This is a genomic window from Nitrospira sp. Vd2, assembly GCF_979581665.1.
Genome location: NZ_CEFZSK010000014.1, coordinates 40,454 through 64,167, shown reverse-complemented (window position 1 = coordinate 64,167; position 23,714 = coordinate 40,454). Strand labels below are relative to the sequence as shown.

19 protein-coding genes are annotated in these 23,714 nt (G+C 62.5%); 14 read left to right on the top strand and 5 right to left on the bottom strand.

Translation table 11 applies throughout. The features are described 5' to 3' along the window. The 14 genes from AC1U7K_RS07800 to AC1U7K_RS07735 form a co-directional block, all read left to right on the top strand. On the top strand, window positions 1-4,445 hold a 4,445-nt coding region (locus AC1U7K_RS07800), incomplete at its 5' end, for a response regulator (protein ID WP_480250508.1). After that, window positions 4,442-5,317 (top strand): CheR family methyltransferase, encoded by an 876-nt coding sequence (locus AC1U7K_RS07795; RefSeq protein ID WP_480250506.1) that lies wholly within the window; start codon window positions 4,442-4,444, stop codon window positions 5,315-5,317. The genes AC1U7K_RS07800 and AC1U7K_RS07795, both read left to right, overlap by 4 nt. 63 nt (window positions 5,318-5,380) lie before the next feature. Then, on the top strand, window positions 5,381-6,412 hold the full coding sequence (locus AC1U7K_RS07790) for a response regulator (protein ID WP_480250505.1): 1,032 nt from the start codon (window positions 5,381-5,383) through the stop codon (window positions 6,410-6,412). Window positions 6,413-6,452: 40 nt separating this feature from the next. Then, window positions 6,453-7,184, top strand: coding sequence for a tetratricopeptide repeat protein (locus AC1U7K_RS07785; protein ID WP_480250503.1), 732 nt, complete (start codon window positions 6,453-6,455; stop codon window positions 7,182-7,184). A gap of 128 nt (window positions 7,185-7,312) precedes the next feature. Further along, the gene (locus tag AC1U7K_RS07780; protein ID WP_480250501.1) at window positions 7,313-7,771 is read left to right on the top strand and encodes a hypothetical protein; all 459 of its coding nucleotides are present in this window, start codon (window positions 7,313-7,315) and stop codon (window positions 7,769-7,771) included. Window positions 7,772-7,881: 110 nt separating this feature from the next. Beyond that, the gene (locus AC1U7K_RS07775; protein ID WP_480250500.1) at window positions 7,882-9,240 is read left to right on the top strand and encodes a two-component system sensor histidine kinase NtrB; all 1,359 of its coding nucleotides are present in this window, start codon (window positions 7,882-7,884) and stop codon (window positions 9,238-9,240) included. Window positions 9,241-9,249: 9 nt separating this feature from the next. Further along, complete coding sequence (locus AC1U7K_RS07770; RefSeq protein ID WP_480250499.1) at window positions 9,250-10,629, top strand: sigma-54-dependent transcriptional regulator; 1,380 nt, start codon at window positions 9,250-9,252, stop codon at window positions 10,627-10,629. A gap of 217 nt (window positions 10,630-10,846) precedes the next feature. Then, the gene (hpnI, locus tag AC1U7K_RS07765) at window positions 10,847-12,013 is read left to right on the top strand and encodes a bacteriohopanetetrol glucosamine biosynthesis glycosyltransferase HpnI (protein ID WP_480250498.1); all 1,167 of its coding nucleotides are present in this window, start codon (window positions 10,847-10,849) and stop codon (window positions 12,011-12,013) included. Then, on the top strand, window positions 12,010-12,861 hold the full coding sequence (hpnK, locus tag AC1U7K_RS07760) for a hopanoid biosynthesis-associated protein HpnK (protein WP_480250496.1): 852 nt from the start codon (window positions 12,010-12,012) through the stop codon (window positions 12,859-12,861). The genes hpnI and hpnK overlap by 4 nt, the downstream gene beginning before the upstream one ends. A 27-nt stretch (window positions 12,862-12,888) precedes the next feature. Further along, entirely contained in the window at window positions 12,889-13,272 is a 384-nt protein-coding gene (locus tag AC1U7K_RS07755; protein WP_480250495.1) for an EamA family transporter, read from the top strand. Between the two features lie 20 nt (window positions 13,273-13,292). Then, entirely contained in the window at window positions 13,293-14,438 is a 1,146-nt protein-coding gene (locus AC1U7K_RS07750; protein WP_480250493.1) for a DegT/DnrJ/EryC1/StrS family aminotransferase, read from the top strand. An 11-nt stretch (window positions 14,439-14,449) separates the two neighbouring features. Beyond that, window positions 14,450-15,385 carry an NAD-dependent epimerase/dehydratase family protein gene (locus AC1U7K_RS07745; protein ID WP_480250492.1) on the top strand — a complete coding sequence of 312 codons (936 nt, stop codon included), beginning with the start codon at window positions 14,450-14,452 and terminating at the stop codon, window positions 15,383-15,385. Next, window positions 15,385-17,511: an LTA synthase family protein gene (locus AC1U7K_RS07740; RefSeq protein WP_480250491.1), complete on the top strand. Its 2,127-nt coding sequence runs from the start codon at window positions 15,385-15,387 to the stop codon at window positions 17,509-17,511. Before AC1U7K_RS07745 ends, AC1U7K_RS07740 begins: the two co-directional genes overlap by 1 nt. 170 nt (window positions 17,512-17,681) lie before the next feature. Further along, window positions 17,682-19,016: a BamA/TamA family outer membrane protein gene (locus AC1U7K_RS07735; RefSeq protein WP_480250489.1), complete on the top strand. Its 1,335-nt coding sequence runs from the start codon at window positions 17,682-17,684 to the stop codon at window positions 19,014-19,016. Here AC1U7K_RS07735 and AC1U7K_RS07730 read toward each other — a convergent pair. From AC1U7K_RS07730 to AC1U7K_RS07710, 5 genes are all read right to left on the bottom strand, one after another. Next, the gene (locus AC1U7K_RS07730) at window positions 19,013-20,317 is read right to left on the bottom strand and encodes an FAD-dependent oxidoreductase (RefSeq protein ID WP_480250488.1); all 1,305 of its coding nucleotides are present in this window, start codon (window positions 20,315-20,317) and stop codon (window positions 19,013-19,015) included. The genes AC1U7K_RS07735 and AC1U7K_RS07730 overlap by 4 nt on opposite strands. 75 nt (window positions 20,318-20,392) lie before the next feature. Continuing rightward, the gene (hpnD, locus tag AC1U7K_RS07725; protein ID WP_480250486.1) at window positions 20,393-21,289 is read right to left on the bottom strand and encodes a presqualene diphosphate synthase HpnD; all 897 of its coding nucleotides are present in this window, start codon (window positions 21,287-21,289) and stop codon (window positions 20,393-20,395) included. Next, complete coding sequence (locus AC1U7K_RS07720; RefSeq protein ID WP_480250484.1) at window positions 21,267-22,238, bottom strand: ABC transporter substrate-binding protein; 972 nt, start codon at window positions 22,236-22,238, stop codon at window positions 21,267-21,269. The genes hpnD and AC1U7K_RS07720 overlap by 23 nt, the downstream gene beginning before the upstream one ends. Next, complete coding sequence (locus AC1U7K_RS07715) at window positions 22,235-22,942, bottom strand: HAD family hydrolase (protein WP_480250483.1); 708 nt, start codon at window positions 22,940-22,942, stop codon at window positions 22,235-22,237. The genes AC1U7K_RS07720 and AC1U7K_RS07715 overlap by 4 nt, the downstream gene beginning before the upstream one ends. Window positions 22,943-23,029: 87 nt before the next feature. Then, complete coding sequence (locus AC1U7K_RS07710) at window positions 23,030-23,626, bottom strand: hypothetical protein (RefSeq protein WP_480250482.1); 597 nt, start codon at window positions 23,624-23,626, stop codon at window positions 23,030-23,032. Between the last annotated feature and the right edge of the window lie 88 nt (window positions 23,627-23,714).

Here is a 23,714-nt window from a genome sequence, read left to right as displayed (position 1 = left end):
TGAAAGGCGTCGGCGGGACGTGGAAGGACCTCACCGACAACGTCAACTTGATGGCGAGCAACCTCACCAACCAGGTTCGGAATATCGCGCAGGTCGCGACGGCCGTGGCGAGCGGCGACCTGTCGAAGAAGATCACGGTGGACGTGCGCGGTGAAATCCTCGAGTTGAAGAACACGATCAACACGATGGTCGACCAGCTGAACTCGTTCGCCTCGGAGGTCACGCGCGTGGCCCGCGAGGTGGGCACCGAAGGCAAGCTCGGCGCGCAGGCGTACGTGAAGGGCGTCGGCGGGACGTGGAAGGACCTCACCGACAACGTCAACATGATGGCGAACAACCTGACCAACCAGGTGCGGAACATCGCCGGTGTGGCGACGGCCGTCGCCAATGGCGACCTCTCGAAGAAGATCACCGTGGACGCCCGCGGCGAGATTCTCGAGTTGAAGAGCACGATCAATACGATGGTCGACCAGTTGAACTCGTTCGCGTCTGAGGTGACGCGCGTCGCCCGGGAAGTCGGCACCGAAGGGAAGCTGGGCGGCCAGGCGGAGGTGAAGGGCGTCGGCGGGACGTGGAAGGACCTGACCGACAACGTGAATCTCATGGCGAGCAACCTCACGAGCCAGGTGCGCAACATTTCTCACGTCACGACCGCGGTGGCGAACGGCGACCTGTCAAAGAAGATCACCGTGGACGTGCGCGGCGAGATCCTCGAGCTGAAGAACACGATCAACACGATGGTGGACCAGTTGAACTCGTTCGCGTCGGAAGTGACGCGCGTCGCCCGCGACGTCGGCACCGAAGGCAAGCTCGGCGCCCAGGCGGACGTGAAGGGCGTGGCGGGGGTCTGGAAGGATCTCACCGACAACGTCAACTGGATGGCGAACAACCTCACCAACCAGGTCCGCAACATCGCAAAGGTGACCACGGCCGTCGCGAACGGCGACCTGTCGAAGAAGATCACCGTGGACGTGCGCGGCGAGATTCTGGAGTTGAAGGACACGATCAATACGATGGTCGACCAATTGAACTCGTTCGCGTCCGAAGTGACGCGCGTGGCCCGCGAGGTCGGGACCGAGGGGAAATTGGGCGGCCAAGCGGAAGTCAAAGGCGTGGCCGGCGTCTGGAAAGATCTCACCGACAACGTCAACCTCATGGCGAGCAACCTCACCAACCAGGTGCGCGGCATCGCAGGCGTCGTGACGGCCGTCGCGAACGGCGACCTCAAGCGGAAGCTGACCGTCGAGACCAAAGGCGAGATCGCGGCCTTGGCCGACACGATCAATGAAATGATCGACACGTTGGCGACGTTCGCGGATCAGGTCACGACGGTGGCGCGCGAAGTCGGGACGGAAGGGAAGCTTGGCGGGCAGGCCAAGGTGCCGGGGGCCGCCGGCGTGTGGCGCGACTTGACCGACAACGTGAACCAGTTGGCGGCCAACCTGACCAACCAAGTGCGTGCGATCGCGGAAGTGGCCACCGCGGTGACCAAAGGCGACCTCACGCGGTCCATTGCGGTGGAAGCGCAAGGCGAGGTGGCCTCGCTCAAAGACAACATCAATGAGATGATCCGGAACCTGAAGGAGACGACCCAGAAGAACACCGAGCAGGACTGGCTGAAGACAAACCTCGCCCGCTTCACCGGCATGCTGCAGGGCCAACGGAACTTGACCACCGTGGCCAATCTAATCCTGCCGGAGCTCACGCCGCTCGTGAATGCGCAGCACGGCGTTTTCTACATGAGCGACCTGATGGAAGGCGAGCGTGTCATGAAGCTCTTGGGCAGCTACGCGTACCGGGAGCGGAAGGGCGTGTCGAACTGGTTCCGACTGGGCGAAGGGCTGGTCGGACAGTGCGCGCTCGAGAAGCAGCGAATTCTCGTCACGAACGCTCCGGCCGACTATATCCGCATCAACTCCGGCCTCGGTGAAGCGCCGCCGTATAACATCGTCGTGTTGCCGGTGCTCTTCGAGGGCGAGGTCAAGGCGGTCATCGAGTTGGCCTCGTTCAACCAATACAGCGATATTCATCTGACGTTCTTGGATCAGCTCAAGGAGAACATCGGGATCGTCTTGAACACGATCGCGGCGAACATGCGGACCGAGGACCTGCTCAAGCAGTCCCAGGCGTTGACTGCCGAGTTGCAGGCCCAGCAGCACGAGTTGAAGACGACGAACGAACGGCTCGAACGCCAGGCCGAAACGCTCCGGAAGTCCGAAGAGCTGTTGCGGCAACAGCAGGAAGAGCTGCGGCAGACGAACGAGCAACTGGAGGAAAAAGCCAACCTGCTCTCGGAGCAAAAGGCCCAGGTCGAGATGAAGAACCGCGAAGTCGAGGAGGCGCGGGCGGCGCTGGAAGAGAAGGCCGAGCAGTTGGCTTTGTCGTCCCGCTACAAGTCGGAATTCCTCGCCAACATGTCGCATGAGCTCCGGACGCCGCTCAACAGCCTGCTGATCCTCTCGAAGCTGCTCGCTGATAATCGCGAAGGCACGTTGACGCCAAAACAGGTCGAGTTCGCCCAGACCATCTATGCCTCGGGCAGCGATCTCCTGGCGTTGATCAACGACATTTTGGATCTCGCGAAAATCGAGTCCGGGACGATGGGGGTCACGGTCGGGCCGGTCGGCTTTGCCGATCTGACGGATTACGTGGACCGCAGCTTCCGGCAGATCGCGCAGAACAAGGGACTGGAGTTCAACGTCGAGCGCGTGCCGGGACTCCCGTCCGCGATCCAGACCGATTCACTGCGCCTCCAGCAGGTGCTCAAGAATCTCCTCTCCAACGCGATCAAATTTACCGATCACGGCAGCGTGTCGTTGAAGATCGAAAAGGTCACGTCGGGCTGGGACCGAGAGCACGCGACGCTGAATCAAGCCGACTGCGTCGTGGCCTTCTCGGTCACCGACACCGGCATCGGCATCCCACCGGAGAAACAGAAGATCATCTTCGAGGCCTTTCAGCAGGCGGACGGGACGACGAGCCGCAAGTATGGCGGCACGGGCTTGGGGCTTTCCATCAGCCGCGAGATCGCGCGGTTGCTGGGCGGGGAAATCCAAGTGCGGAGCGCCCCCGGCAAGGGCAGCACGTTTACGTTTTATCTGCCCCGCGTCTACAATTCCACGGCAGTCTTGCAGCGGCCGACGATCGGCATCCCCAAGACGGGACGCCGGCCGGAGGTGCCGCCTGCAGTGTCCCAGCCGGAGACGACCGTTCAGCCGACGGTCGATGTGCCGATCGAAGTCCCCGACGATCGCGATCACATCACACCCGGCGACCGGGTTCTCTTGATCGTCGAGGACGACATCCCATTCGCTCAGATCCTCGCCGATCTCGCCCGGGAGAAAGGCTTCAAGGTTGTTGTGGCGACGACGGGCGAGCAGGGGTTGGGGCTCGCGCGACGCTTCAAGCCGTCCGCGATCACCCTTGATCTATGCCTGCCGGATAATGACGGGTGGACCATCCTCGATCGCCTGAAACACGATGCGAACACCCGCCACATCCCCGTCCACATTATTTCCGTCGAGGAGGCACGGCAGCGGGGCCTCAAGCAGGGCGCGTTCGGCTGTCTGAACAAGCCGGTCAGCCGAGAATGGCTGGAGCGGGCATTCGATGACATGGTCGCATTTATCGAGCGTCCCACGAAGAACCTGTTGGTGATCGAAGACGACGACACCCAGCGGCAGAGCATTGTCGAACTGCTGGGCGGCGGCGACGTGCGGACGACCGCGGTGGCCAGCGGCTCGGAGGCGCTCGAGGCGCTGAAGACCGACCACTTCGACTGCCTGGTTCTCGACCTGCGCCTGCCGGACATGCCCGGGCTCGAGTTGATCGAGAGAATCCATCAGGAGATGGGCCGCCGCGATCTCCCGATCATCGTCTATACCGGCAAGGATTTGAGCAGCGACGAGGAGACGCAATTGAAGAAGCTCACCGAGGCGGTCATCGTGAAGGACGTGAAATCGCCGGAACGGCTGGTGGCCGAGACGTCCCTGTTCCTCCATCGGTCGTCGGCGAACCTCGGTGAGACGCAGCGCGATATCCTCGAAAGCTTCACGCAAAAAGATCCGGCATTGGGCGGCAAGAAGGTCCTGATCCTCGATGACGACATCCGGAACATTTTCGCGTTGACGAGCATCCTCGAGATGCAAGACATGACCGTGATCTATGCCGAGAACGGCCACGCCGGCATTCAGCGCCTCAAGGAGAATCCGGACGTCGATGTGGTGTTGATGGATGTGATGATGCCCGAGATGGACGGCTATGAGACCATGCGGGTGATCCGGAAGATTCCGGAATATGCGTCCTTGCCGATCATCGCGGTGACGGCGAAGGCGATGAAGGTCGACCGGTCGAAGTGCATCGAAGCCGGCGCGTCCGACTATATCTCCAAGCCGGTCGAGCCCGATCAGTTGCTCTCATTGTTACGCGTCTGGCTGTTTCGATGATCGGGAGCCCTGACGGCATGCACTCCACTGCGCAACAGGCACGCATCGAGGAAACGGAATTGCGCCTCCTGCGGGACGGCCTCCGTCATTGCTACGGCTACGATTTCGACGGGTATGAGCGCAACTGGCTGGAGCCACGAATTTGGGACCGCGTCCGAGCGGAAGGCGTCGCGACCGTGTCCGAGCTGCAAGCGAAAGTCTTGCACGACGAGGCGAGCTTGCAGGCCTTGCTGCTTGCGCTGACGATTCCATCGGGCGGCTTCTTTCGCGATCCGCAGTCATTTGTGAGCCTGCGCGAGGTCGTGCTGCCCGTCCTCCGAACCTATCCGTCGATTGCCATCTGGTATCCGGCCTGCGGATCCGGCGAAGGCGTCTATTCGCTCGCGATCGCCCTGTATGAGGCCGGTCTCTATCACCGGTGTCGAATCTACGCCACGGATGTCAGTGAAACCGTCTATCGCGCGGGGAAAGAGGGGGACTATCCGTTGGCCGACCTCGAGCCGGCCGAGGGCCGCTATCGTGCCGCCGGCGGGCACGGCCGATTGGCGGATTATTACCTGCGCAAGGACGATCGAGTCGTGATGGCGGCGCCCTTAAAGGCGAACATTGCGTTTTTGGAGCACCAACTCTCGACGGATGGGGTGTTTCACGAATTTCAATTCATCGTGGCCGATCATCTCTGGCCCGCATTCGGGCCGAGCTTGCAGGCACGGGTCAGGCACCTGTTCCGGGACAGTCTCGATCGGTGGGGATTGCTGGATGCGGGGGGCGCGCTCCCGCCGGGCATCGCCGAGGAGCAGGGCTATCAACCGCTCGATCCAGCGGGGCGATTCTATCGGAAGATTCCGGCCGCGCGACCGTTCGCGCTCTAATACTGAGAAGGTGCCGGGGTGTTCAACCGGTGCTCTTTTTCAACATCCGGGTAAAGGTGTTGTATGTTGGATGGCGTCGATGTTCCCTTGGACGTGACGACTCAGACCATGCCGACGTCGGAAGACCGTAGCGGCGATGTCCCGCGCTTGCCGATTTTGCTCGTCGATGACAGCCCGGAGAGCCTCGTCGCGATCGAAGCGGTCCTCGTATCCCATAATCGCGAGATCGTCACGGCGTTGTCTGGCGAAGAGGCGCTCAAGCGCCTGCTCGAACGCGACTTTTGCTTGATCCTCCTCGACGTCAAAATGCCGGGGCTTGACGGCTACGAGACGGCGGCATTGATCCGCGCCCGTGAACGCACGCGCGACATTCCGATCATTTTTCTGACGAGCTACAGCAAGGAGGACGCGGACGTCGTCAAAGGGTATGCGCACGGGGCGGTGGATTACATTGTCAAGCCGATCGTGCCGGAGATTCTGCAGTCCAAAGTGAACGTGTTCATGGAGCTCGCCAAACGGGCGCAGGAGCTCAAGCGCAAGAACGAAGAACTGGAACGCGCCGAGTCCGAACTGCACAAGACGAAGGCGGCCGAAAGCCTCATCAAGCACGCGCCCGATCCGGTCTTTGTGTCCGACTTGAACGCCAACATTCTCCTCGCGAACGATGCGGCGTCCGACATGCTCGGGCTGCGCGTCGATGAATTGGGCCACGAGACGCTCCTGCGGTTCTTGACCCCTGAGGACACCGTCCAGTTGACCTCCGCGTTGCGCGAAGTCGTGAAGAAAGGCATCACGCGCAACGTGCAGCTCAATCCGCGGAGCGCGTCGGGGAAAGTGACGCCGACGACGCTCAATGCCTCAGCGTGGCGGGATCCCGACGGCCGCATCATCGGGGCGATCGGCATCCTGCGCGACATGACCGAGTATGTGCGGATGGTGCAGGATCTACAGGACTCGAAGGCGCAGCTACAGGACAAGATCCACGATCTCGAGAAGTTCGAGGAGGTCGTGGTCGGCCGAGAGTTGAAGATGATCGAGCTGGAGAGGGAACTCGACCGGCTTCGCGCGAAGGCGGGCGAACAGAGCGGCCGATGATTGCCATCGAGCAAACGCGTCGTTTAGAGTATGCGTCGCTGTGGGGAATCGCCAACCCATCCTGTGTCCGGTAGCCCGTCCCGCGCTTCTCAGTGTCCTCCTGCTGCTTCCTTTCCTCGCACCCGATTTCAACGCCTTTGCGGAACCGCGTCGATCGCCCGCGGTCGACCTTCAGGCCCTAGTCGCCGCACGGGCGCAGGACTCCTCCGATCCACAGGTACTGCTGAAACTGTCATCCCTCTATTTGGACGTTGGTGATGAGGTGGAGACCGAGCCGGCGAAGCGGAAGGCCGCGTACGAGGAGGGCGCGCGTCTCGCCAAACGGGCGCTGGCCATTCGCGAAGCGGACGCCGAGGGCCACTACCTCTATGCGGCCAATCTCGGGAGCGCGATGCAATTGTCCGGGACGATGGCGTCGGCCTTGGGTGTTCGCGAGCTCAAGCGACATGTGACCCGGGCGCTCGAGCTTCGGCGGCACCATGCCCCTTCTCTTCACATGATGGGCATGATGCTGGAGGAGTTGCCGTGGGTTCTCGGCGGCGACGCCAAGGCGGCCCTGGCCTACCTCGAAGAAGCCGTGACGGTGGACCCTCAGTACGATCATGCCAGGCTCGATCTCGCGAAGGCATACATGAAACGCAAGGAGTGGGAGCAGGCTCGGCGCCAACTCCGTACCGTGCTGGGTCGACCGGGGCAAGACGGCAGCCGGTACCGAGAAGAGGCACGCGCGCTTTTACACACGCTCGACGAGCGAAGCGGATATGGGCGCTAAACCGACTTTAGGTCTCGGGTCCGCGACAGGCATGCGTACCAGGCGTTCCTTGTAGGCGCAGGTGGAGTCTTTCTTTAAGCGGCACGCTTGTGCTACTCATGTACGCAATATCTCATGTACGCAATATTATGAAATCCCGACCCTGTCATCGGCATCTGAACAGAGCCGTTGTCGTCTGGCTCATTCTCTGGATCGTCGCCGTTCCGCTCGTCCACGTCCATCTCGCTGGTATTGACGACGATCCACGTCCGTCCCTTCCCCGCCATGCGGGCATTGCGCACACGGTCGTGTCGGCCGATCTCCCAAACGAATTTCTCCCGCCATCGTCGCCCGGCGCGACTCGGGAAGCCGGCCTGCGCGCCCCGACGATCATCAATGAGGGCGAACTCGCGCTTTCCATGCTGGAGTCGTCGGACGACCGCAAACAAGGGAAGGACCAGCACGGCGTCGCGGTCGGTTCACCTTCTGAACGATGGCCGGCTTTGCCGCCATCCCTCGATCATCCTCTCGGCAATGCTGAACCACCGACGGCCCGCGACGTGTCCGCCACCGCCTTGCCCCGCGCTCCTCCAGCAGTTCCGTTCTAATCCCCGGCTGCGTTCTTCGATGAGGGTCTGAATCTCTCGTCCGCCCACCTCGACGACCGCCGCTCACAGTGCCTCTCACGCTCAGACTTTGCTTCGAGCGAAGGTGCCGCATGTCTCTGCGATCGATCCATCTGTTCGATCTCCTGAAGGTCGGAACACTCGTTCTCCTGGGCGGATTACTCTTCCTCCTTGGGACGCCCGCGCATCAAGCCTCGGTCGGCGCCTACCTGGCCTTCTTCGCGATCATGGTCCTGCAGGCCCTCGAACTCTTCTATCCCGTCGCCGGGCCGGATGAGGCAGAGTCGACACGCCGGCTCCTCCTGTTGCGGCTCAGCATTTTTCTCCAATTGAATGCGGCCTCCGTGCTCGTTGCGCTGACCGACGGCAGCGGCAGCATCTACGAGCTCGTTTATCTCCTGCCGATCGTGTCGGCCGCCGCGCGACTGACGGGTGTCGAGGTGGTCTGCGTGGTCGGCGGCGCAATCGTCGCGATGGTCGGCTTCATCGTTACCGGGCAACACATCGCCGCTTCCCAGATCAAGCTCAAGGATTTTCAAGATTCGCTGGCGGCGATCGTCTATTTCACGATGGCGGGCGCGTTGACCTATCTGTTTGCCAAAGACGAACGGGACCGTCGCGAGCATTACCAAGCGATGGCCGCGGCCTTGGCTGACACGAATGCGCAATTGCGCCACGTTCAGGGCGAACTCACCGAGCGACTGTTGCAGATGACCCAGATGGAGGAACGGGTCCAACGGATCGGACAGATGGCGGCACTGGGCGAGATGGCCGCGCAAATCGCGCACGAGGTGCGCAATCCCCTGGGGGTGATCAAAGGAGCCGCCGAGATGCTGGCGGCGCGCGTCACGGATCCGACCGTGACTCGCCATGTCACGGTGCTGTTGGAAGAAGTCGAGCATCTCAACACCGCTGTGGGCAGCATTCTGAGGCTTGGCACGCCCTTGCGATTGGACAACCAGACGGTCGACGTGTGCGCGCTCGTGCGATCGGTGGGGCGATCGCTCTCCGAGGGGTCCGCCGCCGGTCGCCACACGATCCGTATCGACACGCCGCCCGAGCCGATTCAACTCAGAGGCGATCACGACTTGCTGCATCACGCGTTGGCGAATCTGATCCGAAACGCCGTGCAGGCCATGCCGTCTGCGGGCGTGCTGACCCTCACCTGTCGGCGCGATGACGTATCCGATGACGTCGTCATCACCGTGTCCGATACCGGGGTCGGATTGTCGGACGATGACGTGAAGCATCTCGGCGAGCCGTTCTTCACCAAACGAGCCGGCGGGGTTGGATTGGGCTTCGCGCTCGCCCGCCGCATCATTGCGTCCCATGGCGGCACGCTGGACGTGCGAAGCCTTCTTGGAGAAGGCACCTCTGTCACGATCCATCTTCCTGGCGACCTCCGAGCGCGATGGCATCAGATCGCTGTCCCGGCCGCCGGTGTGCAGTAGGAGCGCGCGATGGCGACCATCCTCGTTGTGGACGATGAAAAAAACTATCTGTGGATGCTTCGAGAACTGTTGCAAGACGACGGCTACGGGGTACTGACCGCTGAGAAGGCGGCGGACGCGTTAGCGGCGCTCGCCGACGGAGGAGTGGACGTTCTCCTGACGGATCTGCGTATGACCGACATGGATGGTCTCACGCTGTTGCGGCAGGTGCGCGAGGTCGCGCCCGGGGTGTCGACGATCATCATGACGGCGTACGGGAGCGTCGAGCGCGCCGTGGAGGCGATGCGATTGGGGGCCTACGACTTCGTGTTGAAGCCGTTCGACACGGCCCATCTGCTTCGCAGTGTCCAGAAGGCGGCGGAGCGAAGCATCCTCCTCCGTGAAAATCGCCGCTTGTCTCGAACCTTGGCCCATCACTATCACTTCGATCAGTTGATCGGCCGCAGCGCGGCGATGCAGACCGTCTTCGAGCAGATCACGCGTGTGACGCCCTCGAAGACGACCGTCTTGATCTGCGGCGAAAGCGGCAGTGGCAAGGAACTCGTGGCTCGGGCGATCCATTTCAACGGCCCGCGCGCCGGACGCCCTTTTCTCGGCGTGAACTGCGGGGCGTTGACCGACACGCTGGCGGAAAGCGAGCTGTTCGGGCATGAGCGGGGCGCCTTTACCGGCGCCGCCGGCAAGCATCTCGGCGTGTTCGAGCAGGCCAATGGAGGGACCCTCTTCCTGGACGAAATCGGCGAGCTGCCCGTGCCGCTCCAGGCGAAATTGCTGCGCGTGCTCGATCAGCAGGAAATTCGACGCGTGGGGAGCGAGAAGGCGGTCGCCCTCGACGTGCGGATTCTCGCCGCCACGAATCGCGACCTGAAGGCCGAGGTGGCGCAAGGGCACTTTCGAGAGGACCTCTTCTTCCGTCTCAACGTCGTGCGGATCGACGTGCCGCCACTGCGCGAACGGATCGACGATATCCCGGCGCTGGCGGAGACGGCGCTGCAAGAGTGCGTCAAGGACGGCGGCGCGCGCGGCAAACGGTTCGCGCCGTCTGCGATTGAGGTATTGACCCGCTACCGATGGCCGGGGAATGTCCGCGAACTCAAGAACGTGGTCTCCCATGCGGCGTTGATGGCGAACACCGAGGAGATTCAAGGGACGGATTTCCCGCTGGAGCTTGCCGCGACCGGAGAATGGGCGAGAGCGCTCGATCGCCTCTTGCCCGACGATGTCCCACTCGACGTCACACTGAAAACGATCGAACGCCGCCTGATCGCGCGCGCACTGGAGCGCTCCGCCGGCGTGCAGGCCAAGGCGGCGGAAGCCCTCGGTATCAGCCGGAGCCTCCTGCAGTACAAGCTCAAGTCCCTCTTCTCTGAGTCTCCGCCGTCTTCGTAGTCGCCTCGTACAAGTTTTTTGACGTCACGTTCAAGAATTTGAACGTGATGCCTGCTGGGATGTGCTCGCCTTTCTTCCTCTACCGAAAAACCTGCAACTTATCGTGCGCGCGTGACGGTGCCGCGGGCACGCAATCTGCTGTCGCTCTCTATTCGACTCTATTGCAAGGCGACAGGTTCGCGTCCGTTCGGGTTCAAAGCGGAGACGCCGAGTCGTGATGTCGGTCTACACCGTAGCGGAGTGGGTGTGCTTGATTCCCGTGATCGTGGGATCGGCATACGGCGTCGCATGCCTGGTCGCGGCGCTTCGCTGCAAGAGTGTCGGAAGGCGGCAGGTCCTTGCGGAAGGCGCGTGGCCGAAGGTGACGATTCTCAAGCCGGTCCATGGGCTGGAAAAGGGGCTTGAGGCGAATCTTCGCAGCGTCTGCCTCCAGGACTATCCCGACTTCCAAGTCGTCTTCTCGGTGCAACGGCGGAACGATCCCGCCATTCCTTTGCTCCAGAGGCTCCAGCGCGAATTCGGGATGGAGCGCGTGACCGTGGCGATTGAAGAGCGACGCGCGGGGTCGAACGGAAAGATCAACAACCTGCTCGGCGGGCTCGTTCACGCACGTCACGACGTGCTGGTCATCAGCGACAGCGATATTCGCGTGGGGCCGGACTATCTCAAAACGATCGTGGCGCCGCTTGCCGATCCCGATGTGGGATACGTCTGCACGTTGTACAAGGCGGTCGGCGGCGATCGGTGGTTCGAGAAGCTCGAGCTGCTGACGATGAACGCCGAGTTTCTCCCCAATTTTGTGTTCGCCTCTCTCACCGGCGCGTCCACCTTTTGTCTCGGCGCCTCGACCGCGCTGCATCGCAAGACGCTGGACGCCATCGGGGGGCTCGAAGCGCTCGCGGACTATCTCGTCGAAGACTTCGAAATGGGGCGGCGCATTCACGCGCTGGGAATGAAGGCGGTCATTCTGCCCTATCTCGTCGACACGGTGGTGGATCTGAAGACACCGGCGCAATGGTGGGGGCATCAGGTCTACTGGGATCAGAACAATCGCGCGGCGCGGCCTGGGGCCTTTTTCTCGACCGTCACCATCAAACCGATTCCCTTCGCCATGCTGTTCGCTGTGTTGCGGGTCGGCGATCCGGTCGGGTTGATGGTCTTCGCCGTCACCGTGGCCGTCCGCTTGGCGACGATGGCCGGGATGATGCGGTGGTATTCGGCTGACCGGGAAGGTGTGCGAAGCCTCGCCTGGCTGCCGGTCCGCGACGTCGCGGCCTTTCTGTCGTGGATCTTCGCGCTCGTGAAGAAGACCACGGTCTGGCGGGGGCAAACGTTCGTGCTGACCCGGGACGGACGTTTGGTCGCACAGGAAGCGTCGGCATGAAACGACTCGTCGTGACGGGAGATGATTTCGGTCTGGCGGTCCCGGTCAACGAGGCCATCGAGGAGGCGCATCGGCACGGCATTTTGACGACGGCGAGTCTGATGGTCGGGGCGGCCGCGGCGGAGGATGCGGTCGCCCGCGCCAGACGGTTACCGTCGCTCAACGTTGGTCTACACCTCGTGCTCGTCGAAGGGGCGCCGGTGCTGCCCCCCGAGCAGCTTCCCGACCTCGTCGACCCAGACGGCCGATTCTCTACGAGACTCGTCACCGCCGGGATCAAATTCTTTTTTCGGCCCGGCGTGCGTCGTCAGCTCACGGCCGAGATCAGAGCACAGTTCGAGGCATTTCGAAAGTCGGGGCTCCCGCTCGATCACGTGAACGGCCACAACCATATGCATCTTCATCCCACGGTGCTTCGCCTGATCCTCGCGATCGGACGCGAGTATGGCCTGAAGGCGGTGCGCGTGCCCTTCGAGCCTGCCCTGCCGTCGTGGCGGGCGGCGGGGAGTGGACTGATCAGTCGTGCGTGGGCGACCGCGTGTTTGTCGCCCTGGACGTCGCTGCTCAAATGGCGTCTCCGGCGAGCCGGCATTCGCTACAACGATTACGTGTTCGGTTTGCACGACACCGGGCGGCTCAACCCGCGCCTCGCGCTCAAGTGGCTGAGCTATCTGCCCGACGGGGTCACGGAGTGGTACTTCCACCCGGCCACTCGACGGTGTCCCGAGTTGACGATGACGATGCCCGAGTATCAGCACGAGGAAGAGTTTCACTTGCTGACCAGCCCCATCGTGCGACATGCCGTGACGGCAGCCGGCATCCGGCGAGTGGCGTTCAGTGAACTGTAAGCGGAGCGTTGTGGAAAGGAGTACGCGATGGTGCGAGTCCTGGTTGCGATGACGATCGCCGCGGCCGCTGCCGCGATGGGTCAGATTTTCGTGCGACAAGGCATGCAGGCCGTCGGGTCGTTGGAGAATTACGCGCCGATGGCCGTCATGAGCTACTTCGGACAGGCGTTGATGAACCCGTACGTGGTCTGGGGCACGATCCTCAACGCAATCTTCTACTTTCTCTTCCTGGCCGCCTTGTCATGGACGGACGTCACGGTCGTGTTGCCGATGACCGCGTTGGAGTATGGGATGGCGGCGATCCTGGCCGTGATGATCCTGAAGGAAGTCGTGCCGCCGCTGCGATGGGCCGGGATTGCGCTCGTCGTGTTGGGCGTCATGTTAATCACGTTTGGCGGTGAGCCAACGTAACACGTCGAGAGGAGCTGCGAATGGAACACCAGGCCACGATCCCGGTACCGGAGCGAAAGGTACCGGCCGCGAAGATTCAGTTCCTCCCGGAAGATCGACTGTGGATTGCCGACCGGATTCAGGAGGTCTTGGCGAGCGGGCAATTGACGCTCGGAAAATATGGGGCGGAGTTCGAACGTCGCTTCGCCGAGTTCTGCGGGACGCGGCACGCGGTCGCTGTGAACAGCGGGACCAGCGCGCTCGAGATCATTCTTCGGACACTCGACGTGCAGGGCAAGGACGTGCTCGTCCCTACGAATACGTTCTTTGCGACCGCCGCCGCGGTGATCCATGCCGGTGGGCGGCCGATTTTCGTGGACCTTGATCCCGAGTCGTTCGGCATGTGCCCGCAGGATCTCGAACGCAAACTCACCCCTCGGACAGCAGGTCTGATCGTCGTCCACATCGGCGGAATCGTGTCGCGCCGGCTTCCGGTGTTGCAGGAATTCGCGGCGAAGAACGGCCTGTGGCTGGTCGAGGATGCCGCGCATGCGCATGGGTCGTCCTATCTCGGCGTCAAAGCCGGCGCGTTTGGCGTCGCCGGGTCCTTCAGCTTTTACCCGACGAAGGTCATGACGTCCGCCGAGGGCGGGATGATCGTGACGGACGACGACCGGATTGCCGACGAAGCACGGATCTATCGCGATCAAGGGAAGGCGAGCTTCACACAAAACGCGCACGTCCGGATGGGACACAACTGGCGCTTGTCGGAGCCGCACGCGATCATCGGCGTCAAGCATTTGGAGCGACTGCCGGCAATGATTGCCGACCGGCAGCGTATCGCGGCGTTCTACGATCGTGAGCTGAAAGCGTTTCGCCATGTACGGCCGGTCAACGTCCCGGCCGGCGGCGTCTGCAATTACTACAAGTACATGGTGGTGCTCGATGAGCACCGCGACCGGAAGGCGCTCAAAGCGACGCTTCGTGAGCAGTATGGCGTCTCGCTGGCGGGGGAGGTCTACGAAGAGCCGTTGCACAAGCAGCCGATCTTTGCCTCCTATGCCGACGGGCCGCTGCCGGTGTCGGAAGATTATTGTGCGCGACATCTCTGCCTGCCGATCTTCTCGGGCATGCAGGACGAAGACGCGCGGCACGTCATCAACGCATTGCGCCACGTCATCGGATAAAAGGAGTCGATATGGCAAACGTCGTCGTAACCGGAGGAAGCGGCTTTATCGGATCCCACGTGGTGGACGCCTTGGTGGACGCCGGGCATCATGTGACCGTGCTGGATCATCGCGTCCGGCCGCATCGCAAGGACGTGGCATTCGAGGACGTGGACTTGATGGATCTCTCCTCCGTGCTCGCCGCGACGCAAGGGGCTGAGCACATCTTTCATCTCGCGGCGGTCTCCAACGTCAACTACGCGCACAAGTATCCCGTCTACACGACCGCGTTGAACGTCATGGGCACCACCCATATACTGGAAGCGGCGCGGCTCAATGGCGCGCGGCGCGTTCATCTCGCCTCCACGGTCTGGGTCTACAACGGGGCGCCCAACGGCAAGCCGGCCGATGAATCCGTGCCTTTTTATCTTGAAGGCGCGGGCCACATCTACACCTCGTCGAAGATCGCCTCCGAGATGGTCTGCCACAATTATCATCAGCTCTACCAGGTGCCGTTCACGATCCTGCGCTACGGTATTCCCTATGGGCCGCGCATGCGGGAGGAACTCCTGATTCCGGTCTTCCTCAAGAAGGCGCTCTCCGGCCAGCCGTTGACCGTGGCCGGGAAGGGGAACCAATACCGGAACTTCGTCTATGTCCGTGACATGGCCGAGGCCCACGTGCTCGCGATGAAGGAAGAGGCCGCGAACCGCACCTACAATCTGGAGGGCCGACGCCAGGTGACGATTCTCGAAGTCGCAGAAGGCATCAAGAAGCTCGTGGGCGACCACGTGCGAATCGAGTTCGTGCCCGAGCGGCCTGGTGATTTCGGCGGCAAAGAGATTTCGGCCGAGAAAGCCAGGCGGGAGTTGGGATGGTTCCCGACCGTCGAATTCGAAGACGGTCTCGCGCGAACCGTGCAGTGGTTTCGGGACAAGTGGAGCGCGGAACGGCTGCTGGTTGCGTGATGGCGGAGCCTCGGCCTCGCTCCTGGCTGCATCTTCTGATCTTCTGGTGGCTGATCCTGATCCTGCTCCAGTTCGGCGAGCGGCTGTTCCTGCTGCCCGGGATCGTGGAGGCCGATCTGCCGAGCGCGGCGACGCTGGCCAAGATCTTCGCCATGGGATGGATGGGTGATGCGGTTACCGCGACCGGCCTGATTGGGATCGCCGCCGTCGTGACCGCCCCCTTGGCCGGCATCGTTGCGGCTCGCGAAGGAGCGCGACGGCATGCGTGGTCCCGAACGTTCCCGATCATCGCCGCCACAATAGCTGTGCTGCTCGGCATCCTCCTGATCATCGATGTCGGCTACTTCACGTACAGTCACCAACATCTCGATTTCGTCTTCTTCGAGTACCTCCATGAATTGATACAGGGCAGCGTGGATTCTGGAACATCCCAAGCCGCCCAGCAAACCGGAGCGGAGCTGGCCGAGGCGGGGAAATGGACGGTGCGCATCGGCGGCTTCCTGCTCATCGAGACGCTGCTCGTCGCCGGCTGGTGGTGGTCTGCGAGACGGTTGCAGCCGACCGTCGACCGATGGCACGTCCGACGTCCGCTCGCCGCTCCTGTGCTCATGGCGGCGCTGGTCGGTGTCGTCGGCTTAAGTCCGGCCCACGTGGCTGCGAGCGGTCGTCCTTCCTTCGCCAGCGAAGGCTACCACACCTTGGCTCAAAACCCGATCCTGTTCGCACGAGAGCCGCTCCTCGACGTCTTCGTGTCCCGATGGAAGTGGACGCCGCGTCGCGATGCGGCGTCCCTCACGTTGGAAGAGGCGGTACGGACGACGCAATCGGCTGTCGGCGGCCGGTTTCCCGCGCCCGAATTTCCTCTAGTCCGTGAACAGTCTCCGTCGTCGCGGCGCTCCTTCTCGAAACCGGTCAATGTGCTCATGCTGTTCGTCGAAGGGTTGGATCGCCGCTATGTCGGTCGTACGGTCAACGTCCCGGACGAGAAGAGTGGGATTCCGGGCGCGACGCGGGCGGTGCCGCTCACGCCGTTCTTGGACGACCTGCAACGCGACAGCGTGTACTTTGCCAACTTCCTGAGCAACGGCGTGCAAACGGCGCGTGGCCTGTTCTCCGCGCTGTGTTCCGCCTATCCACGCCACGGCACCGCGGCGATCAAGACACGCGCGGATCGCAACTACCTGTGCCTGCCGGCCGTGCTCGAGCGGCGTGGATATGATACGGAACTGGTGGTCGGGCTCGAGAGCGACCTTGCGGGACTGCGCACGTTTGCCGCACGAAACGGCATCCAACGCGTCTACGGCGATTCAGACTTTGGACACGCTGCGGAGCGTCTGGGCGTGGGGATCACCGACCGCGATCTCCTCCATTTCCTTACGGCGCGGCTCGAGACACTTCAGCACGGCGCGCGTCCCTTTTGGCTGGCCGCGATGACTGCCGGGATGCATCATCCGTTTGTCGTCCCCCGAGATCATCCGGACGTTGAGGCGCTCACGCAGGATCACGACGGTTATCCGGCCGCGCTCCGATCCTTTGATCTCGCGTTGGAACGGTTCTTTGCAGAATGCCGATCGCGAGGGCTCTTGAAGGAGACGATCGTCGTGATCGTAGGAGATCATGGGCGACACGAACCGGTCGGCCGGACGGATCTCGACCGTCAGCTCGGGCATTTTCTGTCCCCCTTGTTCATCTGGGTCGACGAGTCGGTGAGACGCGAGATCGGCTATCGTCCGAGGCGAGTGTTCGGCGTGACGAGCCAGGTCGACATCGCGCCCACGATTCTCTCGTTGAACGGGTTCACGCCCGCGCTCGCTCCGTTCGTGGGACGCGATGTCAGTTGTGCGTTGGCGGAGGATTGCGCCGAAGACAATCACGCGTACCTCAGCAGCGTCTATGACGACTTGATTGGATGGGCCGATTCTTCCGGCGTGTGGCTGTATTCGTTTCGACGCCACGCGTTGTCTCGTCTGATGGTTAACGATGACGGGGTGACGCAGCGATGGCCCGCATCGGATGCCGAGGTCGCGCAGTATCGCCGCCTCATGTTCGCCGTCTATCTGACCTCCAACGTGCTGCTCGAAGAGGACCGGCTCTGGCCGGTTGCGCCCGCGCCCCGTCGTTCCTGATGACCGATTCTTGTACTCCCTTCATACTCTTTGCTTGCGGTTCCTTCCATTGACCACGTATGGTTCTGTCGCCGTGCATGGATTCGGACGATGCGTGTTGGCTGCTCGCGCCACTTTCACCGGTGTTTCATCGCGTCTTGAGCGTTGCCGCTCGGTAAAGCGTGAGTTGCATGTGGATCGGCGTCCTCTTCGGCGTGTGGCTCCTGATGGCAGGGCCTGGGGCTCTCGCTCAACCTGGTACGCCGCCCGAGAAGAACCCGCCTCTCGAGCGCCCAGAAGCCGAGCACGCCACCGATCTGCCCGTCAAAGAAACGGAGCCTGAGCGGTCGGAGGCCAGGCAGACCGAAGCGAAGAAAGAAGCGCTCGAATCGCTCTTCGTCCACGGGCACTATACGCTGATCCCGTTGCCGGCCTTCACGTACAACAGGAACGAACGGTATTGGATCGGTGCGTTGGTGCCGATTTTGAAATCCAACGAGAAGGGCGAGCTACAAGATATTATCGCGCCGCAGTACCTTCACAATCAGAGCATCGGCGAGACCGTCACCTTGAACTATTTCGGGTATCCCTCGGACACGGAGCAGTACAGCGCGGTGTTGTCGTATTCGACCAAAATCCAACGGGACATCGATCTGAACTACAAGAACGTGGGAGCCGGTGGCGGCCGGTATCTCCTGGCGGGGCGCGTGACCTGGTTCAAAAATGCCTTCCGGCGGTTTTTCGGGATCGGGAACGAGACGCCCGAGAGCGCCGAAAGCAATTATACGGCACGCGAGACGCTGGTCGAAGCGACCGTCGGCATCAATGTGAACCCGGATGTCGCGGTGATGTGGACCGAGCGCTATCACGACGTCCGGACGGAAGAGGGAGCGGTCAGCTCGCTGCCGCAGACGAAATCTCTCTTCCCGAATTTATTCGGGATGCAAGGGGCCCAAATATTCGGCCATAAGTTGACGGTTCGCTACGATACGCGGGACAAACAATTGGTGCCAACGCGCGGGACGTACGTGACGCTGTCGATGGAGTTCAACCAGAACGTGCAGCACAGTCAACCGGATCGCTGGTGGCGGACCACGATCGACGCGCACCATTTCATCCCGCATGCCGGCGATCGGATGGTCTTCGTCGCGCATTTCCTCGCGGACACCGTCAACGGCCATGCCGTCCCGTTTTACGAGCAGCCGACGCTGGGGGGAGAAAATTCCTTGCGCGCCTTCGGCCAAAGCCGCTTTATCGACGATACGGCCTTGCTGGTCAACTTCGAGGAGCGTATTCGCGTCCGCGAACAGAAAATTTTTGACTACCTGATTGATTTCGAAGTGGCGCCCTTTGTCGATATCGGCCGCGTCATGACCCGCTTTCGGCTCCACGATCTCGACAGCACGCAGGTCAACCCGGGACTCGGGCTGCGCGTCCTTGCGAAACCCCACGTGGTCGGCCGGTTCGACATCGCCTGGGGGCAAGACGGGGCGAACGTGTTCGTCGGACTCGACTATCCGTTCTAACCGCTCGCCGTCGCGCTCGCTTTCGCCTTGGCGGCGACGGCCTTGATACACAACTCCGCGCTGAGCACCGCGCTTTCGACGTTGGCCGGCAGTCCGGTATCGGTCCATTCACCGACCAGGAAAAAGTTCGCAAACGGACTTTGCTGAAGGGGGCGCTTGGAGGTCGTCCCGGGGGTGAGGGCAAGCGACGTCGAGACACGAGGCGTGACGGCGAGCACCGCGCTCTCCGCCCCTCGAAGACCGAGCGTCCGGATGACGTCGGCCTTTACGGCCGAGATGAGGTCGGGATCGTCGAAGGGTTCCCGCGGGCCGTTGATCCGACAGGTAATCTCCGTCGTGCCCGTGTCACGTCTCGGAAGGATCACCATCCAGTGGCACGTGGCATCGGCGAGAAGGAGCAGGCGCGCGCGGTCAAGGACGCGTCCGATCGAGACCGCGACCGTCAGGCTCGGCGCATCGCGCAGTTGAGTCAATTGTTGGAAGTAGGAGAAGTGTGTCATGGCCCGCTCGGGCAGCAGCGGCGTCAACAGACCATGCGGCAACGCGCCGATATACCAATCGGCCGTCAGCATCCGCCCGTCTCTGAGATGGACGCCGGTCGCCCGATGCATGTCGAACCGAAGATGATCCACCGGCGAGGAGTCGATCGGGACGCCCGCTCGGTCCAGTGCGGCGCGCAGTGGTGTGAGAAGACATGCGCGGACCGTGCCACAGGGTTGAAGAGGTCGCGCGTCGCGGCGTGTCTTGATGAAACAGCGGATCAGTGATGACAGCAGCGACGCGGCCGACACGGTTCGCACGTCGTCCCCAAGAAGAAGCCGGCTGAGCGGCGTCCAGAACTGGTGGCGCGCGAGTTCCGATTGCCCGATCCCGCGCAACCAGGCCTCCGCGGTATGGAAGTCGAGATCGAGCGGCAGCGCCGGATCCTTCTCCCACGTCCGCTCGAGCCAGATCAGGAATCGCCAGCGGTCCCGAAGCGGCAATCCACGAAACAACGCCAGCCCGACAACCGTATGCAACGGCGCGGGCAGGAACAACCGCGGCCAGCGCACGACCCGGCTGTCCGTCCGCATCAACTCAATCGACATGGCGGATGAGATGACCTGAGACCGGGATCGCCCGAGGACCCCCAATAACGACAGCGTCGCCCGGTCGCAACCCCATAGCAGGAGCGGCTCGTCGACATCGGCCGGCTCCGCCTGCTGTGACAGCAGGGTCACGTCGTAGCCTTGCGCGGAGAGACCGAAGGCCGTCGAAAGCCCGGCAAGGTTATCGCCGATGACCAGGACGCGGGAACTCATAGGGAAGAGGGGCGTGCACAGTTCGAGGTTCGAAGTTCGAGGTCGAATCGGGAAAGGGAAGCGAGCGTGGCATCGTCACAGTGACGGCAGAAACGAACGCAAATAGACGCCGGCGGCGATGGCGAGCCGATAGGACGGGGACAAGCCGATGCGGCGCTCGTAGACGTGGTAGTTCGCTCGCTCGATGCGCGCGAGGATCCGGGCATAGACCCCCCGCATGATTTCGGCCACCGTCAAGGCACGCCGATCTTCCACGGGCAAGCCTTCGGCCGCCGTCCGGGCCTTCTCATAATACTCCCTCGCCCGACCACATTCGAACCGCATCAACTCGGTGAACGCGTCTGAGTAGCGGTGGTTGAAGAGGTCTTCCTCCGTATAGTGAAAGCGCGCCAAGTCCTCCTGAGGCAGGTAGATGCGGCCTTGGGCGGCATCGGTGCCGAGGTCGCGGAGAATATTCGTGAGCTGAAAGGCGAGACCGAGATTGACCGCGTAGTCGCGCGCGCGTGGGGACGCCGTGCCGAACACGTGCAAACAAATCAGGCCGACGACGGCCGCCACCCGATAGCAATAGAGTGACAGGGCATTGAACGTGGGATACCGGTTGATCGTCAGATCCATTTCCACGCCGGCAATCAGGTCCTCGAAATAATCTTGCGGGATCTTCAACTCACGCACGTGGTGCGCGAGGCTGATGGTGACCGGTCGCGAGGGCGCTCCCCGGTAGACGGCCTCGAGTTCTCGCCTCCATGCCGCCAGTTCGTGCTGAGGATTGCTGCCGGCGGGTGGATCGTCCACCGCGCTGTCGACCTCTTTGCAGAACGCGTAAATCGTATACATCGCCGCCCGACGAGCCGGCGGCAGGAACAAAAAGGAGTAGGCGAAATTGCTGCCGCTCCGCTTGGTGACGTCCTCGCAATACGCTTGGGCTTCCGCCTCGGTCATCGCGCGCTCAGCGGCTCGAACGGCTACCATCGCGACTCCGTTTCCTTTCAAGACGGCGGGTCCCTGGTGGGAGCGCATCGTCTGTCTGATCGGCATGGATCAGTGCGGCCAGCATCTCGACTCCATCGATGAGCCGCGGACCGGGCCGGCTAAAGTACGCGCCGGCTTCGACGAGAAACATGCGGTCACTCGCCACGGCCGGGAGGTCAGACCAGCCGGCATGCTCGGTGAGGATGTCAACTTCCCGCAACGTGCGGTCGATGGTAAAGCCGCATGGCATGATGATCAGGACATCGGGCGCGGCTCGGACCAAGTCGTCCCACGAGACCCGTCGCGACGCCGCGCCGGCCGCACCCATTACATCTTGTCCGCCGGCGGTGGTCACCATCTCCGGAATCCAATGGCCGCCGACATAGAGCGGATCCAACCACTCCAAGCACACCACGCGCCGACGAGAGGAGAGTCGAGCCATTCGTGCTGTGACTGCGCCGAGCCTTTCGCGCAGCCGCGACTCTAACCGGCGGCCCTCCGAGGGCCGACCGGCCGCGTCGGCGATGCGGACGATGTCGGTCAGGACATCGGCGAGGGTCGAGGGATTCAAGGCCAACAGCCTCGGTGGGGTGGGGAGGCTCAGGATTGCGCGTTCCACCTCAGCCGGCGTGATTGCGCACACGTGGCAGAGTTGCTGCGTAATGATGAGGTCCGGTCTGGCAGCGCGCAGCCGCTCTTCCTTCAATCGGTACAGCGGCCGCTCATGTGCCACGGCCTCGCGGACGTCTCGATCGATGGAGGCCGACGGGGCGGAAGGATCGACCGTCGGCTCGACCATCACCGTCTTCTGGGCAACCTCGGGAGGGAAATCGCACTCATGGCTGACGCCGACGAGCTGGTCCGCCAAACCCAGTTGGGCAATCACCTCGGTTGCGCCCGGAAGCAGGGAGCAGATCCGAGTGGCGGATGATTGCGCTGCAGCCGTCATGTCCCGGTCTCCCAGAGTGCCGTCGCTAGCATCCCGAGATCTACCTTCTCCAACGACTCGATCACCGCGTCCGCCTCGCCGAGTTCGTGCACGGGATGGGTGTTCGAGACCGCCAGAACCTTCATGCCGGCCGCGTGCGCGCCTCGGATACCGGGCAGCGAATCCTCGATCACCAGACACTCGTGGGGCAGCAGTGTCGAAGGCGACGATCGACGATTCAAGCCGGCAAGCGCGTGCAGGAAACCTTCCGGGTTTGGTTTCCCGTGCCGCACATCCTCCGCGCTGGTGATGTGGGCGAAGTACGGTCGAATGCCGGCGGCTTCCAGGATGTACTCGATCTCGTGGCGTAGCGCTCCTGAACAAATCGCGAGCGGATATCGCTCAGCCGCTTCACGAACGAAACTCACGACCCCCGGGAAGATCACGAGATGCTCTTTGATGTACTCGAGATACGCCGCGGCTTTGCGAGCGACGAGGTCTTCGACCAGCGCCTCGGAGACAGGATGCCCGTGAGCCGTCAAAAATGCTTCGAAGCAGCCTTTGTCGTCATATCCCAGATACTCGGCGTAGTATTCGTCTTTGCTCAGGAAGAATCCACGTTCACCGAGCACGCGCTGGAAGACGGCGTAGTGGACGGGCTCGCTGTCCGCGACCACGCCGTCGAAGTCGAAAATGATGGCGTGCAGCATGGCGGTTTGGTTCATGGGCTGGATGCAACGAGACGGACACCGCCATGGCGGCATCCGAAGAGCGGCGTCATTATAGCAAAGGTGATGGGGGAAGGAAGGGTGTCAGGGCTTCGCGGCGAGGCGCTTCTCCGCGATCCACCCCTTACTGCCGTCTTCGGTGCGAAGCTGATAGACCCAGCCCGTGTTCTGGAACTCCGCATCGACCACGACGAGAACCGAACCGGGGCGCACGGCGGGACCTGGATTGCTGCCTGCGGGGTCGGCACTGAGGGAGACGTCCGGAGACGCGCCGTCGAGCCGCACGGTGACCGGTTGCCCTTCGGCAAAGGCGGGCACCGGGACGGAGGCGGGCGCGAGTGCGGGGTTGGGATTTTCCGAACCAGGGGGTGGCGCGGAAGGCAGCTTCGGTGTGCGGTTTGCTGATGGGACCGGCCGCGGTGGGGCGGATACCGGTTCTGGGCCGATCACCTTCATAAGGATGTCAGGATCGAGCAGCACGTACGCGCCACCGGCGACGATCACGAGCAGCAAGGCCCAGACGAGTGCCCGAGAGGCGGGCGGTTTCTCCCGTTTCGGTGGGCCGGCCGACGGAGGGCGATCGCTCTCGGCTTCCTCGAGCTCCAGATCGTGGTCAGGCTCTTTTGCAAAGAGCAGGACAAGAGGACCGTCAGGCGAGGCGGGATAGGTCGATCCAAACATACGGCACTCCTTGATGATGGGCGAACGGGAAAAGCCGCTCAGTAAATATCATTATAAGAGAGGGCTGTCAAACGCGGTGACAGAGGAG

Bases quoted from the DNA above. Each gene is read 5' to 3' on its own strand.
- AC1U7K_RS07795 (WP_480250506.1), top strand. From the start codon at position 4,442: ATGATCGGGAGCCCTGACGGCATGCACTCCACTGCGCAACAGGCACGC.
- AC1U7K_RS07790 (WP_480250505.1), top strand. From the start codon at position 5,381: ATGTTGGATGGCGTCGATGTTCCCTTGGACGTGACGACTCAGACCATG.
- AC1U7K_RS07780 (WP_480250501.1), top strand. From the start codon at position 7,313: ATGAAATCCCGACCCTGTCATCGGCATCTGAACAGAGCCGTTGTCGTC.
- AC1U7K_RS07775 (WP_480250500.1), top strand. From the start codon at position 7,882: ATGTCTCTGCGATCGATCCATCTGTTCGATCTCCTGAAGGTCGGAACA.
- AC1U7K_RS07770 (WP_480250499.1), top strand. From the start codon at position 9,250: ATGGCGACCATCCTCGTTGTGGACGATGAAAAAAACTATCTGTGGATG.
- hpnI (WP_480250498.1), top strand. From the start codon at position 10,847: ATGTCGGTCTACACCGTAGCGGAGTGGGTGTGCTTGATTCCCGTGATC.
- hpnK (WP_480250496.1), top strand. From the start codon at position 12,010: ATGAAACGACTCGTCGTGACGGGAGATGATTTCGGTCTGGCGGTCCCG.
- AC1U7K_RS07755 (WP_480250495.1), top strand. From the start codon at position 12,889: ATGGTGCGAGTCCTGGTTGCGATGACGATCGCCGCGGCCGCTGCCGCG.
- AC1U7K_RS07750 (WP_480250493.1), top strand. From the start codon at position 13,293: ATGGAACACCAGGCCACGATCCCGGTACCGGAGCGAAAGGTACCGGCC.
- AC1U7K_RS07745 (WP_480250492.1), top strand. From the start codon at position 14,450: ATGGCAAACGTCGTCGTAACCGGAGGAAGCGGCTTTATCGGATCCCAC.
- AC1U7K_RS07740 (WP_480250491.1), top strand. From the start codon at position 15,385: ATGGCGGAGCCTCGGCCTCGCTCCTGGCTGCATCTTCTGATCTTCTGG.
- AC1U7K_RS07735 (WP_480250489.1), top strand. From the start codon at position 17,682: ATGTGGATCGGCGTCCTCTTCGGCGTGTGGCTCCTGATGGCAGGGCCT.
- AC1U7K_RS07730 (WP_480250488.1), bottom strand. From the start codon at position 20,317: ATGAGTTCCCGCGTCCTGGTCATCGGCGATAACCTTGCCGGGCTTTCG.
- hpnD (WP_480250486.1), bottom strand. From the start codon at position 21,289: ATGGTAGCCGTTCGAGCCGCTGAGCGCGCGATGACCGAGGCGGAAGCC.
- AC1U7K_RS07720 (WP_480250484.1), bottom strand. From the start codon at position 22,238: ATGACGGCTGCAGCGCAATCATCCGCCACTCGGATCTGCTCCCTGCTT.
- AC1U7K_RS07715 (WP_480250483.1), bottom strand. From the start codon at position 22,942: ATGAACCAAACCGCCATGCTGCACGCCATCATTTTCGACTTCGACGGC.
- AC1U7K_RS07710 (WP_480250482.1), bottom strand. From the start codon at position 23,626: ATGTTTGGATCGACCTATCCCGCCTCGCCTGACGGTCCTCTTGTCCTG.